This is a genomic window from Arenimonas sp. SCN 70-307 (genome assembly GCF_001724815.1).
In the GTDB taxonomy this organism is placed as follows: Bacteria; Pseudomonadota; Gammaproteobacteria; order Xanthomonadales; family Xanthomonadaceae; genus Arenimonas.
Genome location: NZ_MEDO01000007.1, coordinates 54,557 through 68,033, shown reverse-complemented (window position 1 = coordinate 68,033; position 13,477 = coordinate 54,557). Strand labels below are relative to the sequence as shown.

Sequence of the window (13,477 nt, the reverse complement as noted above, 5' to 3'; positions counted from 1 at the left end):
AGGGCCTTCAGGCCCGACGCTTTTTCCTTACTCTCGACCAGGCCACTCGGCCCTTTCGCGAGTCGAGCCGCCATGCATTCGCCCCGGCCGGGGGAAAACAGCGACATCGCGCTACTCCGGTGGTTGCCGGGCCGGAGGGGCTGGCGACAGCAATAGCGTCGGGCCTGAAGGCCCTCCAACAGGGGCTTGCGGGGTCAGCGCTTGCGGCGGATGTAGAGCTGCTTGCGGACCCGGGCGACGACGTCGCCGGCGGCGTCGCGGATTTCGGTTTCGAACCAGCGCAGCACCTTTTCGCCGCCCGCCGCCGCGGCCCGGACCCCGTCCACCGTGGCGTCGTCGAGCTCGAAGTCGGCCACGACCCGGCCGCGGCCGGGTTTCTCGAAGCGGATCTCGCCGGCCTGGTCCCAGACGATGTAGTCGCCGCCGAGGCGGCGCAGCATCAGGATCATCCAGAACGGGTCGGTCATCGCGAACAGGCTGCCGCCGAAATGGGTGCCCACGTAGTTGCGGTTGTACCAGCGCTGGCGCAGCTCGACCCGGGCGCGGCTGAAGTCCTCCGACACATGGCTGACCCGGATGCCGGCGAACAGGAAGGGCGGCCAGAACCGGAAGAGGGTGCGCAGGCGGGAGGCTTTCATCGGGTGCGGGGCTGTGCTCGAATCGGGACGGGGGAGGGGCGATGGACGACACCTGCGCCAATTGTGGCGAAATCCTGCGCGGCGCGTACTGCCACGGCTGCGGCCAGAAGCGCTTCACCGAGGCCGACCGCCGCCTGGGCCACCTGCTGCGCCAGTCCCTGGCCGTGCTCACCGACCTCGACGGCCGGCTCTGGGGCAGCCTGCGGGGGCTGTTCTTCCGGCCCGGCCTGCTCAGCCGCGACTACCTCGATGGCCGGCGGCGTCGCTGGATGTCGCCCATCGCGCTGTTCCTGCTGGCCAACGTGCTGTATTTCGTGCTGCCGGTCGGTGTCACCGACTTCAACCTCTCGCTGCACGAGCAGCTGCGCCAGCCGGTGCACGGCGCGATGGTCAAGCGCCTGGCGGACGCGCGCATCCAGGCGCGAACCCGCGCCGGCGTCGAGCGCTGGTCGCGGCTGCCCGAGGCGAACCGGCCGCCGGCGCCGCGGCCGGTGCTGCTCGCGGACGTGGCCGAGGAGTACGGCGCCCGCGCCGGCGACGTCGGCAAGGCGCTGGTGGTGCTGCACGTGCCGCTGCTGGCGCTGGGCCTGATGGCCTGCTTCTTCCGGGTCCGCCGCTACTTCGCCGAGCACCTGGTGGTGGCGATGCACGAATTCACCTTCCTGCTGCTGTTCTTCCAGCTGGTGTTGCTGCCGGCGGGCTGGCTCTTCCTGTGGCTGGGCGGCGCGCCCGGCGCGGGCCAGGTGCCGCCCTGGGCCCTGGTGGCCAGCCTCCTGCTGGTCGGTGGGCACTTCGCCCTGGCCCTGCGGCGCGTCTACGCGGCGCCGGCCTGGGCGGCCGTGCTGCTGCCCGTGCCCCTGCTGTGGCTGATGATGAAGGGCAGCGAGCTGGTCTATCGCCCGCTGCAGTTCCTGGCCACCTGGGCCATCACCTGAAGCCGGTTCAGAACAGCAGCGAGGCCATCTTGCGCCGGTAGGCGCCCACCAGGTCCTCGTCCTCGACCACGCGGAAGGCGTCGATCAGGGCGCGGCGCGGCAGCCCGTCCTCGAAGCTGCGGTCGCGGCGCAGCATCTCCAGGAACTGCTCCAGGCCCTCGGTCCAGCGGCCGGCGACGATGTCATGGGCGCCGAGCAGGTGGCGGGCGCGCAGGTCGGCCGGGTCGGCCTCCACGGCGCGCGCCAGCGCTTCGGCCGGCGGCGCGTCCCTGAGCAGGGCCAGGAAGGCCAGGCGGGCGCGCCCGCGCAGGGCGCGGTCGTCCTGGGCGAGGTTGGCGGGCAGGGCCTCGAGCAGGGCCTCGGCCTCGCTCGCGGCGCCGGTGCGCAGCAGGGCCAGGGCCAGGTCGAGCCGGGTCTCGTCCTTGTCCGGCTCGGCCGCCACCGCGGCGCGCAGGCGCACGACTTCCTCGTGCGGATCCGCCGGCGGGGCCGCTTCAGGTTCGGCCTCGGCCTCGGCTTCCTTCGCGACGACGCCGTGGTGGGCCAGGAACTGGCGCAACTGGCCCTCGGGAAGGGCGCCGGGGAAGGCGTCGGCGATCTGGCCGTCCTTTATCAGCATCACCGTCGGCACCGACTTGATCTGGAAGTAGCCGGCCAGCTGCTGCTCCTTGTCGACGTCGACCTTGGCCAGCAGGAAGCCGCCGTTGAACTCGGCCGCGAGTTTCTCCAGCACCGGGCCCAGGGTCCTGCAGGGGCCGCACCAGGTGGCCCAGAAATCGACCAGCACCGGCGTTTGGCGCGACTTGAGCAGTACGTCCTGCTCGAAGCCGGCGAGGCTGGCGTCGAAGACGAAGGGGTTGGCAGCGGTCATGGCGGGTCCGTCCGTAGGGAATCAGTCCCCACAGATGGTGCCAGCAGCGGCCCGGATCAAGCCAATCAGGCCGGTTCGCTGCGCCGGAACCAGGCCAGGCCGGCCACGGTGGCCACCGCCGCGCCCGCCAGGCTCCAGGCCACCACGCGCGCCGGCATGTCCGGGTCGCTGGCGAGGGTCTGCATCGGCAGCGACCACGGGTACCAGGGGCCGAAACGCGCAGACTGGCCGATCAGGAAACCCATCACGGTGGCGGCCATGCCGACGCCCACCGCCACGGCGAAGCTGCGCCAGCGGATCGCGATCCAGGTGTGCAGCGCGGCCAGCAGCACGCAGGCGCCGAAGATGGCCGCCAGCTTCGTGGCCAGCGCGGCCATCGGCGGCGCGCCGGCCAGGCCGAAGCCGGGCTTGAGCGCCATCAGCGCCCAGCCGCCCAGCGGCAGCAGGGCGAACATCGCCATCTGCGACAGTGCCAGCATCGCCAGCAGGGCCAGCAGCTTGGCCAGGTAGTGCACGTGCCGCGGCGGCGCCAGGGCCAGCAGGTGCTTCCAGTGCTGGCCCTGGTGCTCGAGCCCGGCCAGCAGCGCCGCCTGCAGCGTCACAAGCAGCGGCAGCATCAGGAAGGCCCACAGCACCAGCGTCGACTGCATGAACACGCTCCAGACCTCGGCCGGCGGCGGTGCCACGCGGCCGGGCGGGAACTTGCCGAAGCCGATCTGCAGCACGTAGACCGCCACCACCACCGCCGGCGCCACCAGGCACATCCACAGCGCCAGGGTGCCGCGCAGCTTGAGTTTTTCCGCCCAAAGGGCCCGCGCCAACGCCTTCACGCCGCCACCCCTTCGCGCACCGGTGCGCCGGTGAGTTCGAAGAACAGGCGCTCGAGCGTCACCGGCTCCTCGGCCAGGTGCTGCACGCCGATGCCGGCGGCCACGAGCCGCCGGTTGAGCTCGGCCACCGGCAGCCGCGGCTGCAGGCGCAGGCCGTGGCCCTCGGCCAGGGCCGGGTCCTCGCCGGCCTCCACCAGCACCCGGATCGCCCGCGAGGGCTCGTCGCAGCGAAGCAGCAGGCCAGGCCGGGCGCGTTCGCGCAGCGAGGCCAGGGTGCCCTGGAAACGCAGCCGGCCGCCCTCGAGCACGCCGACGTGGCTGGCCAGCTGCTCGACCTCGCCCAGCAGGTGGCTCGAGAGGAACAGGGTGAGGCCCTCGCTCGCCACCAGCTCGCGCAGGAAGCGGCGCAGTTCGTGGGTGCCGGCGGGGTCCAGGCCGTTGCCGGGCTCGTCGAGCACCAGCAGCTTCGGCTTGCCCAGCAGGGCCAGGCCGATCCCCAGGCGCTGGCGCATGCCCAGCGAGTAGTCGCGCACGCGGCGGCCGGCGTGTTCGGCCAGGCCGATGCGTTCGAGCACCTCGTCCACCCGCGCGGCGGGCAGGCCCAGCAGGCGCCGGGTGACCTCCAGGTTGGCGCGGCCGTCGAGGTGCGGGTACAGCGAAGGGTGCTCGACCAGCGCGCCGACGCGGGCCAGCACGCCGCGGCGGTCAGGGGTCAATGGCTGGCCGAGCAGTTCGATTTCGCCGGCGTCGGGGCGCAGCAGGCCCAGCAGCAGGCGGATGGTGGTGGTCTTGCCGGCGCCGTTGGGGCCGAGGAAGCCATAGATGGCGCCGGTCGGCACGGCCAGGTCCAGGCCGTGCACGCCGTGGCCGCCGGGGAAGCGGCGGCGCAGGTCGTGGGTTTGCAGTGCGAGGTCCATGGCGGCACAGACGGGGGCGATGGCGCCAGTGTGACCACCGTCGCGCCCCGCCGCCCCTGCCATGGGTTGCCCAACCACGGTCATGCCGCGGCGGCGGGGTTTACTCCGGCCGGCGCGCCACCTTGCCGTCCTTCATGACGAAATCCACCTTGCGCACCACGGTGATGTCGGCCAGCGGGTCGCCGGGCATGGCGATGATGTCGGCCGGCAGGCCCGGGGCCACGCGGCCCAGGTCGTCTCGGCGCAGCACGGTGGCGGCGTGGATGGTGGCGGCGCGCAGGGCCTCGGCCGGCGGCATGCCGGCCTCGACCATGAAGATGAACTCGTCGGCGTTGTCGCCGTGCAGGCTGACGCCGGCGTCGGTGCCGAAGGCGATCTTGACGCCGGCCTTCCAGGCGCGCGCCAGCGTGTCCTGGATCTGCGGGCCGATGCGCGCCGCCTTGGGCCGCACGACCTCGGGGTAATAACCGTCGACCTTGGACTTCTCGGCCACGAAGCGGCCGGCCGAGACGGTGGGCACGTACCAGGTGCCGTGCTTCTTCATCTGCGCGAACACCTCGTCGTCCATGTAGGTGCCGTGCTCGATGCTGTCCACGCCGCCGATGATGGCGCGCAGCATGCCTTCCTTGCCGTGCGCGTGCGCGGCCACCGAATAACCGTAGTCGCGCGCGGTCTGCACGATGGCGGCCACCTCGTCGACGGTGAACTGCGGGCCGTCGCCACTGCGGGCGTAGCTGAGCACGCCGCCGGTGGCGGTGATCTTGATCACGTCCGAGCCGTCCTTGTAGCGCTGGCGCACCGCCTGGCGTGCTTCCTCGGGGCTGTTGACCACGCCCTCGGCCGGGCCGGGCACGCCCAGCGCGTCGGAGAGCTGGTGGTTGAGGCCGTTGGTGGGGTCGGCATGGCCGCCGGTGGTGGCGATGGACTTGCCGGCCGCGAAGATGCGCGGGCCTTCGATCCAGCCCTGGTTGATGGCGTCGCGCAGGGCCAGGGTGGTCTCGCCGCCCAGGTCGCGCACGGTGGTGAAGCCGGCATGCAGGGTGCGGCGGGCGTAGGCGGTCGAGCGCAGCACGGTGAACTCGGGGTTGAGGCGGAAGCCTTCGGAGTAGGACTGCGGGCTCGATTCGCCGCGCAGGTGCACGTGCAGGTCGATCCAGCCCGGGCTGCAGGTGTGGCCCTTGAGGTCGACCACGGTGGCACCGGCGACGGCGGCGTGGCCCGTGCGGACCTCGCTGACCTTGCCGTCGGCCACCAAGACGGTGCGCTCGGGCAGGTTGCGGCCGCTGGCGGGGTCGAACAGCCGGCCGCACTGCAGCGCCAGGGTGTCGGCCAAGGCCGGGGCGGGCAGGGCGAGCGCAAGGGCCAGCATCAGCGGGGAGGGTCGCATCGTCGGTCTCCGAGGGTGAGGGCGCATCAAACCACAGCCGGGGCGGGCCAGAAAGCCCTCGGATTTGCTACGCTGGATGCCAGTAATTTCCAGCCCCAGGCCCCATGTCCCAAGCCCACGAACCCAGCGCCTACGACCCGAAGGCGGTGGAAGCCGCCGCGCAATCCCACTGGCAGGCCACCCGCGCCTTCCAGGTCGTCGAGGACGCCTCCCGGCCCAAGTACTACTGCCTTTCGATGCTGCCGTATCCGTCGGGCGCGCTGCACATGGGCCACGTGCGCAACTACACCATCGGCGACGTCATCAGCCGCCACCGGCGCATGAAGGGCTTCAACGTGCTCCAGCCGATGGGCTGGGACGCCTTCGGCCTGCCGGCCGAGAACGCCGCGATCAAGAACCGGACCGCGCCGGCCAAGTGGACCTACAGGAACATCGAGCACATGCGCGGCCAGCTCCAGCGCCTGGGCTTCGCCTACGACTGGAGCCGCGAGTTCGCCACCTGCACCCCGGACTACTACCGCTCCGAGCAGCTGATGTTCACCCGCCTGATGAAAAAGGGCCTGGTGTACCGGCGCAACTCGGTCGTGAACTGGGACCCGGTGGACCAGACCGTGCTGGCCAACGAGCAGGTCATCGACGGCCGCGGCTGGCGCTCGGGCGCGCTGGTGGAAAAGCGCGAGATCCCGCAGTGGTTCCTCAAGATCACCGACTACGCGCAGGAGCTGCTCGACGGCCTGGACACGCTGCCGGGCTGGCCCGACGCGGTCAAGACCATGCAGCGCAACTGGATCGGCCGCAGCGAGGGCCTGGAGATCCAGTTCGCGATGGAAGCGCTGGCCGAGCCGCTGACGGTGTTCACCACCCGTCCCGACACGCTGATGGGCGTCACCTACGTCGCCGTCGCCGCCGAGCATCCGGTGGCGCTGTGGGCCGCGTCCGGCAACCCGGAGGTCAAGGCCTTCATCGACGAGTGCCGCAAGGGCGGCGTGTCCGAGGCCGAGCTCGAGACGCAGGAGAAGAAGGGCGTGTTCACGGGCCTGTACGCCGTGCACCCCATCTCCGGCGACAAGGTGCCGGTGTGGATCGCCAACTTCGTGCTGATGGGCTACGGCACCGGCGCGGTGATGGCGGTGCCCGGCCATGACGAACGCGACTTCGAGTTCGCCCACAAGTACGGCCTGCCGGTCAAGCAGGTGATCGCGATGGTCGGCGAGAGCTACGACCCGGACCGCTGGCAGGAGTGGTACGCGGACAAGGCCGACGACCGCCTGCGCGTGGTCAATTCCGGCGCGCTCGACGGCATGGGCTACCAGGGCGCCTTCGACACGCTCGCCGAGCAGCTCGAGGCCCGCGGCCAGGGCCGCCGCCGCGTGAACTACCGCCTGCGCGACTGGGGCGTGAGCCGCCAGCGCTACTGGGGCTGCCCGATCCCGGTCATCCACTGCGAAAAGTGCGGCGCGATGCCGGTGCCGGAAGCGCAGCTGCCGGTGGTGCTGCCCGAGGACGTCGAGTTCACCGGCGTCACCTCGCCGATCAAGGCCGACCCGGCCTGGCGCGCCACCACCTGCCCGGGCTGCGGCGGGCCGGCCGAGCGCGAGACCGACACCTTCGACACCTTCATGGAGTCGAGCTGGTACTACGCGCGCTACACCTCGCCGGGCGCCTCCGACCTGGTGGACCAGCGCGCCAACTACTGGCTGCCGGTCGACCAGTACATCGGCGGCATCGAGCACGCGATCATGCACCTGATGTATTTCCGCTTCTACCACAAGCTCATGCGCGACGCGGGCCTGGTGGGCAGCGACGAGCCGGCCACCAACCTGCTGTGCCAGGGCATGGTGATCGCCGACACCTACTACCGCGAGAACGTTGACGGCTCGAAGGACTGGATCAACCCGGCCGACGTGGACGTGCAGCGCGATGCCAAGGGCCACGTCACCGGCGCCGTGCTGCGCGCCGACGGCCAGCCGGTGCAGGTGGGCGGCACCGAGAAGATGTCCAAGTCCAAGAACAACGGCGTCGACCCGCAGACCATGGTCGACCGCTATGGCGCCGACACCGTGCGCCTGTTCTCGATGTTCGCCGCGCCGCCCGAGCAGAGCCTGGAGTGGAACGAAGCCGGCGTGGAGGGCATGGCCCGCTTCCTGCGCCGCCTCTGGAACCTGGTGCAAAAGCACGTGGCCGAGGGCCCGGCGCCGGCGCTGGACGTGGCGGCGCTCGATGGCGGCCAGCGGGCGCTGCGCCGCCAGCTGCACGAAACCATCCAGAAGGTCGGCGACGACTACGGCCGCCGCTACACCTTCAACACCGCCATCGCCGCGGTGATGGAGCTGCTCAACGCCATCGCCAGGGCCGACGACGCCAGCGACCAGGGCCGCGCCCTGCGCCAGGAGTGCTTCGAGGCGGTGGTGCTGCTGCTCAACCCGATCACCCCGCACACCTCGCATGCGCTCTGGCAGGCCCTGGGCCATCCGGAGTCCACGCTCGAGGACCAGCGCTTCCCCGAGGCCGACCCGGCCGCGCTGGTGCGCGAGGCGGTGACGCTGGCGGTGCAGGTCAACGGCAAGCTGCGCGGCACCATCGACGTGTCGGTCAACGCCGGCAAGGAAACCGTCGAGGCGCTGGCCCTGGCCGAGCCGAACGTGCAAAAGTTCCTCGAGGGCCTGTCCGTGCGCAAGGTGATCGTCGTGCCGGGCAAGATCGTCAACATCGTCGCGGGATGAGCCCATGCGCAACTTGCTGATCGTGCTTTGCCTGTCGCTGCTGGCCGCCGGCTGCGGTTTCAAGCCGCGCGCCTCGCTGGCCCTGGCCACTGAACTGGGCCCGGTGGCGGTCAGCGCCGGTGATCCCTACAGCCCGCTGGCCCGCGACCTGGCCACCGCGCTCGACCGCGCCGGCGCGCAGCCGGCCGTGGCCGGACAGCCCTCGGCCACGCTGAAGGTGCTGGCCGAGCAGTTGTCCAACCGCCCGCTCACCTTCGACCGCGGCGCCGGCGTGCGGGAGTACCAGACCAGCTATTCGGTGGAGTTCGAACTGGTCGGCGCCGACGGCAGCGTGCGCGTGCCGCGCCAGCGGGTCGAGCTCAACCGCGAATACACCTACGACGCCACCGGCTCGATCGGCTCGCCCGCCGAGGAGCGCCTGCTGCGCGACGAACTGCGCCGGGAAATGGTCGGCGCCGTCGTGCGCCGCCTCGACGCGGCGCTGCGCGCCGACTGATGGAGCTGCGCCAGGCCCAGTTCGAACGCCAGCTGGCTGCCGAGCCGCTGCGGCCTGTTTATCTCATCGCCGGCAGCGAACCGCTGCTGGTGCAGGAAGCCGCCGACGCCGTGCGCGCCCGCGCCCGCGACGAGGGTTATGGCGAGCGCGAAGTGTACGACGCCGAATCCGGCTTCGACTGGAACTCGCTGTCGCGCGGCCTGGCCTCGATGAGCCTGTTCGCCAGCCGCCGCCTGTTCGACCTGCGCCTGCCCAGCGGCAAGCCCGGCAAGGACGGCAGCGAGGCGCTCCGTGAGTACTGCGACAACCCGCCGCCCGACACCGTGCTGCTCATCACCTGCCAGGACTGGAGCCGCAACCACGCCGGCAAGTGGAGCGAGGCGATCGCCAGGGCCGGGCACATGCTGCCGGTGTATCCGCTCAAGGCGCATGAACTGGGCGACTGGCTGCAGCGCCGCCTGCGCAGCCGCGGCCTGCTGGCCACGCCCGACGCGGTGCGCCGCCTGGCCGACCGCGTCGAGGGCAACCTGCTGGCCGCGGCCCAGGAAGTGGACAAGCTCGCGCTGCTGGCCGGTGGCCGCGGCGAGGCCATCGACCTGGCGCAGATGGAGCAGCTGGTGGCCGACTCGTCGCGCTTCGACGTGTTCGCGCTGGTCGATGCCGCCCTCGCCGGCGAGTCGGCGCGCGCCGTGCGCATGCTGGCCGCGCTGCGCGCCGAAGGCGAGCAGGTGGCCGGGCTGATGCCGATGGTGGCCAGGGAAGTGCTGGCCCTGTGCGCGCTCTCCCGCGCCGCCGAAGACGGCCGCCTGATGGCCGCCATGCGCGAGGCCCGCGTCTGGGAAAGCAAGCAGGCCACTTATCGCCGCGCCGCCGAGCGGCATCCGCCGGCGCGCTGGGAGGCCTTCGCCGGCGAATGCGGCCGCATCGACCGCAGCGCCAAGGGCCGCGGCGACGGCGACCCGTGGCTGCAGCTCGAGCGCCTGCTGGTGGCCATCGCCGACGGTCGCGCCCGCCGCCTGCTGGCCTCGTGAGCCTGCGCATCCTGTACGGCGGCACCTTCGACCCGGTGCACGCCGGCCACCTGGCCGTGGCGCGCGCGGCCCGCGACACCTTCGATGCCACGGTCAGCCTGCTGCCGGCGGCCGACCCGCCGCACCGCCCGGCGCCCGGCGCCAGCGCCGACCAGCGCGCCGCGCTGCTGGCCCTGGCGCTCGACGGAGAGCACGGCCTGGCCGTGGACACCCGCGAGCTGCGCCGCGCCGGGCCGTCCTGGACCGTCGACACTCTGCGCGAGCTGCGGGCCGAACTCGGCCCGGAGGCGCCCCTGGCCTGGCTGGTGGGCGACGACGCCTTCCACGGCCTGACGTCCTGGCGCGAGTGGACGGCGCTGCCCGGGCTGGCCCATTTCATCGTGGCCGTGCGCCCGGGGCATGCCGGCCGCGCACTGCCGCCCGGCCTGGCCGAAGCCTTCGGCGGGCACTGGGCCACGGCGCCCGGCGAGCTGGGCGAGACCCCGGCCGGGCAGATGTTCCGGCTGCAGTTGGCGGAGCACCCGGCCTCGGCCACCGAACTGCGCCGGCGGCTGGCGGCAGGCGAGTACACCGGCGACTGGCTGGCGCCCGCGGTGGCCGCCGAAATCGCCCGCCGTGGCCTGTACCGGGCGGGCCGGTCGCCCGGGGCGTATAATCGACCCCCCTCCTGAATCGCCGAGCCGCCCGTTGACCAGCCAAGCCCACGTCATCAAGACCCAGATGCCCGACCCGGCGCCGTCGCCGGAGGCGCTGCTCAAGCAGGTCCACGCCGCGCTCGAGGAAATGAAGGCCAAGGACGCCGTCGAGATCGACGTGCGCGGCCGCACCTCGATCGCCGATTTCCTGGTGGTCGCCTCGGGCACGTCCACGCGGCACGTGAAGTCGGTGGCCGACGAGGTGGTGAAGTTCGCCAAGAAGTGCGGCGTGATGCCCCTGGGCGTGGAAGGCGAGCGCGAGGCCGAGTGGGTGCTGGTGGACCTGGGCGACGTCATCGTCCACGTCATGCTGCCGCGCGTGCGCGAGTTCTACGCCCTCGAACGCCTCTGGACCGTCGGCGACCAGCCGCCCGAGGACTCCGCGGCCTCCTGAGATGAAGGCGCGGCTGGTGGCGGTGGGGGAAAAGGCGCCCGGATGGGTGGCCGAGGGCTTTGCCGAGTACCAGAAGCGGTTGTCGCACTGGTTGCCGCTGGAACTGGTTGAGGTGGCGCCCGGGCTGCGCGGCAAGGGCCGCGATGCCGCCCGGGCCATGGCCGACGAAGGCGTTCGGGTGCAAGCGGCACTGCCGCGCGGCGCCTGGGTGGTCGCGCTCGACGGCCGCGGCAAGGCCCATTCCTCCGAACAGCTGGCCGCGCGCCTGGAACACTGGCGCCAGCAGGGCCGCGACCTCGCCTTCCTGATCGGTGGCCCCGAGGGCCATGCCCCCGAGGTGCTCGACGGCGCCGATGAACGCTGGTCGCTGGGCCCGCTGACCCTGCCGCACATGCTGGTGCGCCTGGTGCTGGCCGAGCAGCTGTATCGCGCCTGCAGCCTGCTCGCCAACCATCCCTACCACCGGGCCTGAGCGGCTATCCTTGGGCGATGCTCTACCTCGCCTCGCAATCCCCCCGCCGCCGCGAGCTGCTCGCCCAGCTCGGCCTTCAGTTCGGCCTGCTCGACGTCGACGTGCCCGAACAGCGCCAGCCCGGCGAACCGCCCGAGGCCTACGTCAGCCGCGTCGCCCGCGAGAAGGCCGGCGCCGGCCTGCTGGCCGTGGTCGCCAACCCCAGCGCGGTGGTGCTGGGCGCCGATACCGAAGTGGTGCTGGGCGACGAAGTCTTCGGCAAGCCCGCCGACGCCGACGATGCCGCGCGCATGCTGCGCCGCCTGTCGGGGCGCACGCACCGCTGCATCTCCAGCCTGTGGCTGGTCAGCGCCGGCCGCGAGGCGCACGCCACCTGCGTCACCGACGTGCGCTTCGAGGAGCTCACCGAGGCGCGCATCGCCGCCTACATCGCCACCGGCGAATGTTTCGGCAAGGCCGGTGCCTACGCCATCCAGGGCCGCGCCGCGGCCTTCGTCGCCCACCTCGCCGGCAGCCATTCCGGCGTGATGGGCCTGCCCCTGCACGAAACCGCGCGGCTGCTGCGCGATTTCGGCCTCATGGACTGAGGAGCGCCGCGTGTCGGAGGAAATCCTTATCAACGTCACCCCGCGCGAAACCCGCGTGGCGGTGGTCGAGAACGGCATGCTCCAGGAGCTGCACATCGAGCGCGCTTCGCGCCGCGGCGTGGTCGGCAACATCTACAAGGGCCGCGTGCAGCGGGTGATGCCCGGCATGCAGGCCGCCTTCGTCGAGATCGGCCTCGAGCGCGCCGCTTTCCTGCACGCCTCCGACATCTCCCGCGTGCCGGCGGCGCCGCCGGGCGAGGGCGGCGACGAGCCCGACGCGGCCCCGCCCGGCCCGACGCCGGCCATCAGCTCGCTGGTGCACGAGGGCCAGGAAATCATCGTGCAGGTGGTCAAGGACCCGATCGGCAGCAAGGGCGCGCGCCTGACCACGCAGATCTCCATTCCTTCGCGCTACCTCGTCTTCCTGCCGCATTCGCGCGTGCTGGGCGTGTCGGCCCGCATCGAGGACGAGGCCGAGCGCAACCGCCTCAAGGCCATCGTCGGCGAACAGGCCAACGGCAGCGGCCAGGGCTACATCGTGCGCACCAACGCCGAAGGCCAGCCGGCCGAGGCCCTGGCCGAGGACGTGGACTACCTGCGCAAGGCCTGGGAGGCCGTGCGCGAGGCCAGCGCCAGCCGGAAGGTCGGCCAGCGCATCTACGAAGACCTTTCGCTGCCGATGCGCACCGTGCGCGACCTGATGCGCAAGAACGTCGACACCGTGCGGGTCGATTCGCGCGAGGCCTACGACAAGCTCAGCGCCTTCGCCCGCCAGTTCATGCCCGAGCTGGCCGCGCGCATCGAGCACTACGCCGGCGAGCGGCCGATCTTCGACCTGTACGGCGTCGAGGACGAAATCCAGCGCGCCCTGCAGAAGGAAGTGCCGCTCAAGTCCGGCGGCTACCTGGTGATCGACCAGACCGAGGCCATGGCCACCGTCGACGTCAACACCGGCAGCTTCCTGGGCCAGCGCAACCTCGAGGAAACCGTCTACCGCACCAACCTCGAGGCGGCGCAGGCGGTGGCGCGCCAGCTGCGCCTGCGCAACCTCGGCGGCATCATCATCATCGACTTCATCGACATGACCGACGACGAGCACAAGCGCCAGGTGCTGCGCACGCTCGAAAAGGGCCTGGCGCACGACCATGCGCGCACCTCGGTGCACGAGTTCTCGCCGCTGGGCCTGGTCGAGATGACCCGCAAGCGCACCACCGACAGCCTCGAGCGCCAGCTGTGCGAGCCCTGCCACGAGTGCGGCGGCCGCGGCACGCTCAAGACCACCGAGACCCTGACCTACGAGATCTTCCGCGAGATCACCCGCGCCGTGCGCCAGTTCGAGGCCTCGCAGCTGCTGGTGATCGCCTCGCCCAAGGTGGTCAACAAGATCACTGACGAGGAATCGGCCGCGGTGGCCGAGCTCGAGGAGTTCCTGGGCAAGTCCATCCGTTTCCAGGCCGACGAGCAGTACGCGCAGGAACAGTACGACGTGGTCCTGCTCTGA

Annotated in this window: 14 protein-coding genes; 9 read left to right on the top strand and 5 right to left on the bottom strand. The window is 71.7% G+C overall.

From position 1 onward, the window contains the following. Positions 1–194: 194 nt before the first annotated feature. Positions 195–638, bottom strand: coding sequence for a DUF4442 domain-containing protein (locus ABS41_RS04275; RefSeq protein WP_290591149.1), 444 nt, complete (start codon positions 636–638; stop codon positions 195–197). 41 nt (positions 639–679) lie between these two features. Between ABS41_RS04275 and ABS41_RS04270 the strand changes: the two genes are divergently transcribed. Beyond that, positions 680–1,573, top strand: coding sequence for a DUF3667 domain-containing protein (locus ABS41_RS04270; protein ID WP_290591143.1), 894 nt, complete (start codon positions 680–682; stop codon positions 1,571–1,573). 7 nt (positions 1,574–1,580) lie between these two features. On the opposite strand, the gene trxA is transcribed toward ABS41_RS04270, so the two are convergent. The 4 genes from trxA to ABS41_RS04250 form a co-directional block, all read right to left on the bottom strand. Further along, positions 1,581–2,444: a thioredoxin gene (trxA, locus tag ABS41_RS04265; protein WP_290591140.1), complete on the bottom strand. Its 864-nt coding sequence runs from the start codon at positions 2,442–2,444 to the stop codon at positions 1,581–1,583. 65 nt (positions 2,445–2,509) lie between these two features. Next, a complete protein-coding gene (locus tag ABS41_RS04260) occupies positions 2,510–3,274 on the bottom strand; it encodes an ABC transporter permease (RefSeq protein WP_290591138.1) in 765 nt (254 codons plus the stop codon). Further along, positions 3,271–4,191 carry an ATP-binding cassette domain-containing protein gene (locus ABS41_RS04255; RefSeq protein WP_290591135.1) on the bottom strand — a complete coding sequence of 307 codons (921 nt, stop codon included), beginning with the start codon at positions 4,189–4,191 and terminating at the stop codon, positions 3,271–3,273. Before ABS41_RS04255 ends, ABS41_RS04260 begins: the two co-directional genes overlap by 4 nt. A 100-nt stretch (positions 4,192–4,291) precedes the next feature. Further along, the gene (locus tag ABS41_RS04250; RefSeq protein WP_290591131.1) at positions 4,292–5,578 is read right to left on the bottom strand and encodes an amidohydrolase family protein; all 1,287 of its coding nucleotides are present in this window, start codon (positions 5,576–5,578) and stop codon (positions 4,292–4,294) included. A gap of 104 nt (positions 5,579–5,682) precedes the next feature. Between ABS41_RS04250 and leuS the strand changes: the two genes are divergently transcribed. The 8 genes from leuS to rng are packed head-to-tail and all read left to right on the top strand — an operon-like array spanning position 5,683 to position 13,477. Further along, a complete protein-coding gene (gene leuS / locus ABS41_RS04245) occupies positions 5,683–8,301 on the top strand; it encodes a leucine--tRNA ligase (RefSeq protein WP_290591128.1) in 2,619 nt (872 codons plus the stop codon). Positions 8,302–8,305: 4 nt separating this feature from the next. Further along, positions 8,306–8,797 (top strand): LPS assembly lipoprotein LptE, encoded by a 492-nt coding sequence (gene lptE / locus ABS41_RS04240; protein ID WP_290591125.1) that lies wholly within the window; start codon positions 8,306–8,308, stop codon positions 8,795–8,797. Continuing rightward, a complete protein-coding gene (gene holA, locus ABS41_RS04235; protein WP_290591122.1) occupies positions 8,797–9,828 on the top strand; it encodes a DNA polymerase III subunit delta in 1,032 nt (343 codons plus the stop codon). Before lptE ends, holA begins: the two co-directional genes overlap by 1 nt. Then, positions 9,825–10,499, top strand: a complete 675-nt coding sequence (nadD, locus tag ABS41_RS04230; protein ID WP_290591120.1) for a nicotinate-nucleotide adenylyltransferase — start codon at positions 9,825–9,827, stop codon at positions 10,497–10,499. The genes holA and nadD overlap by 4 nt, the downstream gene beginning before the upstream one ends. A 16-nt stretch (positions 10,500–10,515) precedes the next feature. After that, on the top strand, positions 10,516–10,917 hold the full coding sequence (rsfS, locus tag ABS41_RS04225) for a ribosome silencing factor (protein ID WP_290591118.1): 402 nt from the start codon (positions 10,516–10,518) through the stop codon (positions 10,915–10,917). A 1-nt stretch (position 10,918) separates the two neighbouring features. Then, positions 10,919–11,389 carry a 23S rRNA (pseudouridine(1915)-N(3))-methyltransferase RlmH gene (gene rlmH, locus ABS41_RS04220; RefSeq protein WP_290591115.1) on the top strand — a complete coding sequence of 157 codons (471 nt, stop codon included), beginning with the start codon at positions 10,919–10,921 and terminating at the stop codon, positions 11,387–11,389. Positions 11,390–11,406: 17 nt separating this feature from the next. After that, positions 11,407–11,976, top strand: coding sequence for a Maf family protein (locus tag ABS41_RS04215; RefSeq protein ID WP_290591113.1), 570 nt, complete (start codon positions 11,407–11,409; stop codon positions 11,974–11,976). A gap of 10 nt (positions 11,977–11,986) precedes the next feature. Continuing rightward, positions 11,987–13,477 (top strand): ribonuclease G, encoded by a 1,491-nt coding sequence (rng, locus tag ABS41_RS04210; RefSeq protein ID WP_290591111.1) that lies wholly within the window; start codon positions 11,987–11,989, stop codon positions 13,475–13,477.

Bases quoted from the DNA above. Each gene is read 5' to 3' on its own strand.
- ABS41_RS04275 (WP_290591149.1), bottom strand. From the start codon at position 638: ATGAAAGCCTCCCGCCTGCGCACCCTCTTCCGGTTCTGGCCGCCCTTC.
- ABS41_RS04270 (WP_290591143.1), top strand. From the start codon at position 680: ATGGACGACACCTGCGCCAATTGTGGCGAAATCCTGCGCGGCGCGTAC.
- trxA (WP_290591140.1), bottom strand. From the start codon at position 2,444: ATGACCGCTGCCAACCCCTTCGTCTTCGACGCCAGCCTCGCCGGCTTC.
- ABS41_RS04255 (WP_290591135.1), bottom strand. From the start codon at position 4,191: ATGGACCTCGCACTGCAAACCCACGACCTGCGCCGCCGCTTCCCCGGC.
- ABS41_RS04250 (WP_290591131.1), bottom strand. From the start codon at position 5,578: ATGCGACCCTCCCCGCTGATGCTGGCCCTTGCGCTCGCCCTGCCCGCC.
- leuS (WP_290591128.1), top strand. From the start codon at position 5,683: ATGTCCCAAGCCCACGAACCCAGCGCCTACGACCCGAAGGCGGTGGAA.
- lptE (WP_290591125.1), top strand. From the start codon at position 8,306: ATGCGCAACTTGCTGATCGTGCTTTGCCTGTCGCTGCTGGCCGCCGGC.
- holA (WP_290591122.1), top strand. From the start codon at position 8,797: ATGGAGCTGCGCCAGGCCCAGTTCGAACGCCAGCTGGCTGCCGAGCCG.
- rlmH (WP_290591115.1), top strand. From the start codon at position 10,919: ATGAAGGCGCGGCTGGTGGCGGTGGGGGAAAAGGCGCCCGGATGGGTG.
- ABS41_RS04215 (WP_290591113.1), top strand. From the start codon at position 11,407: ATGCTCTACCTCGCCTCGCAATCCCCCCGCCGCCGCGAGCTGCTCGCC.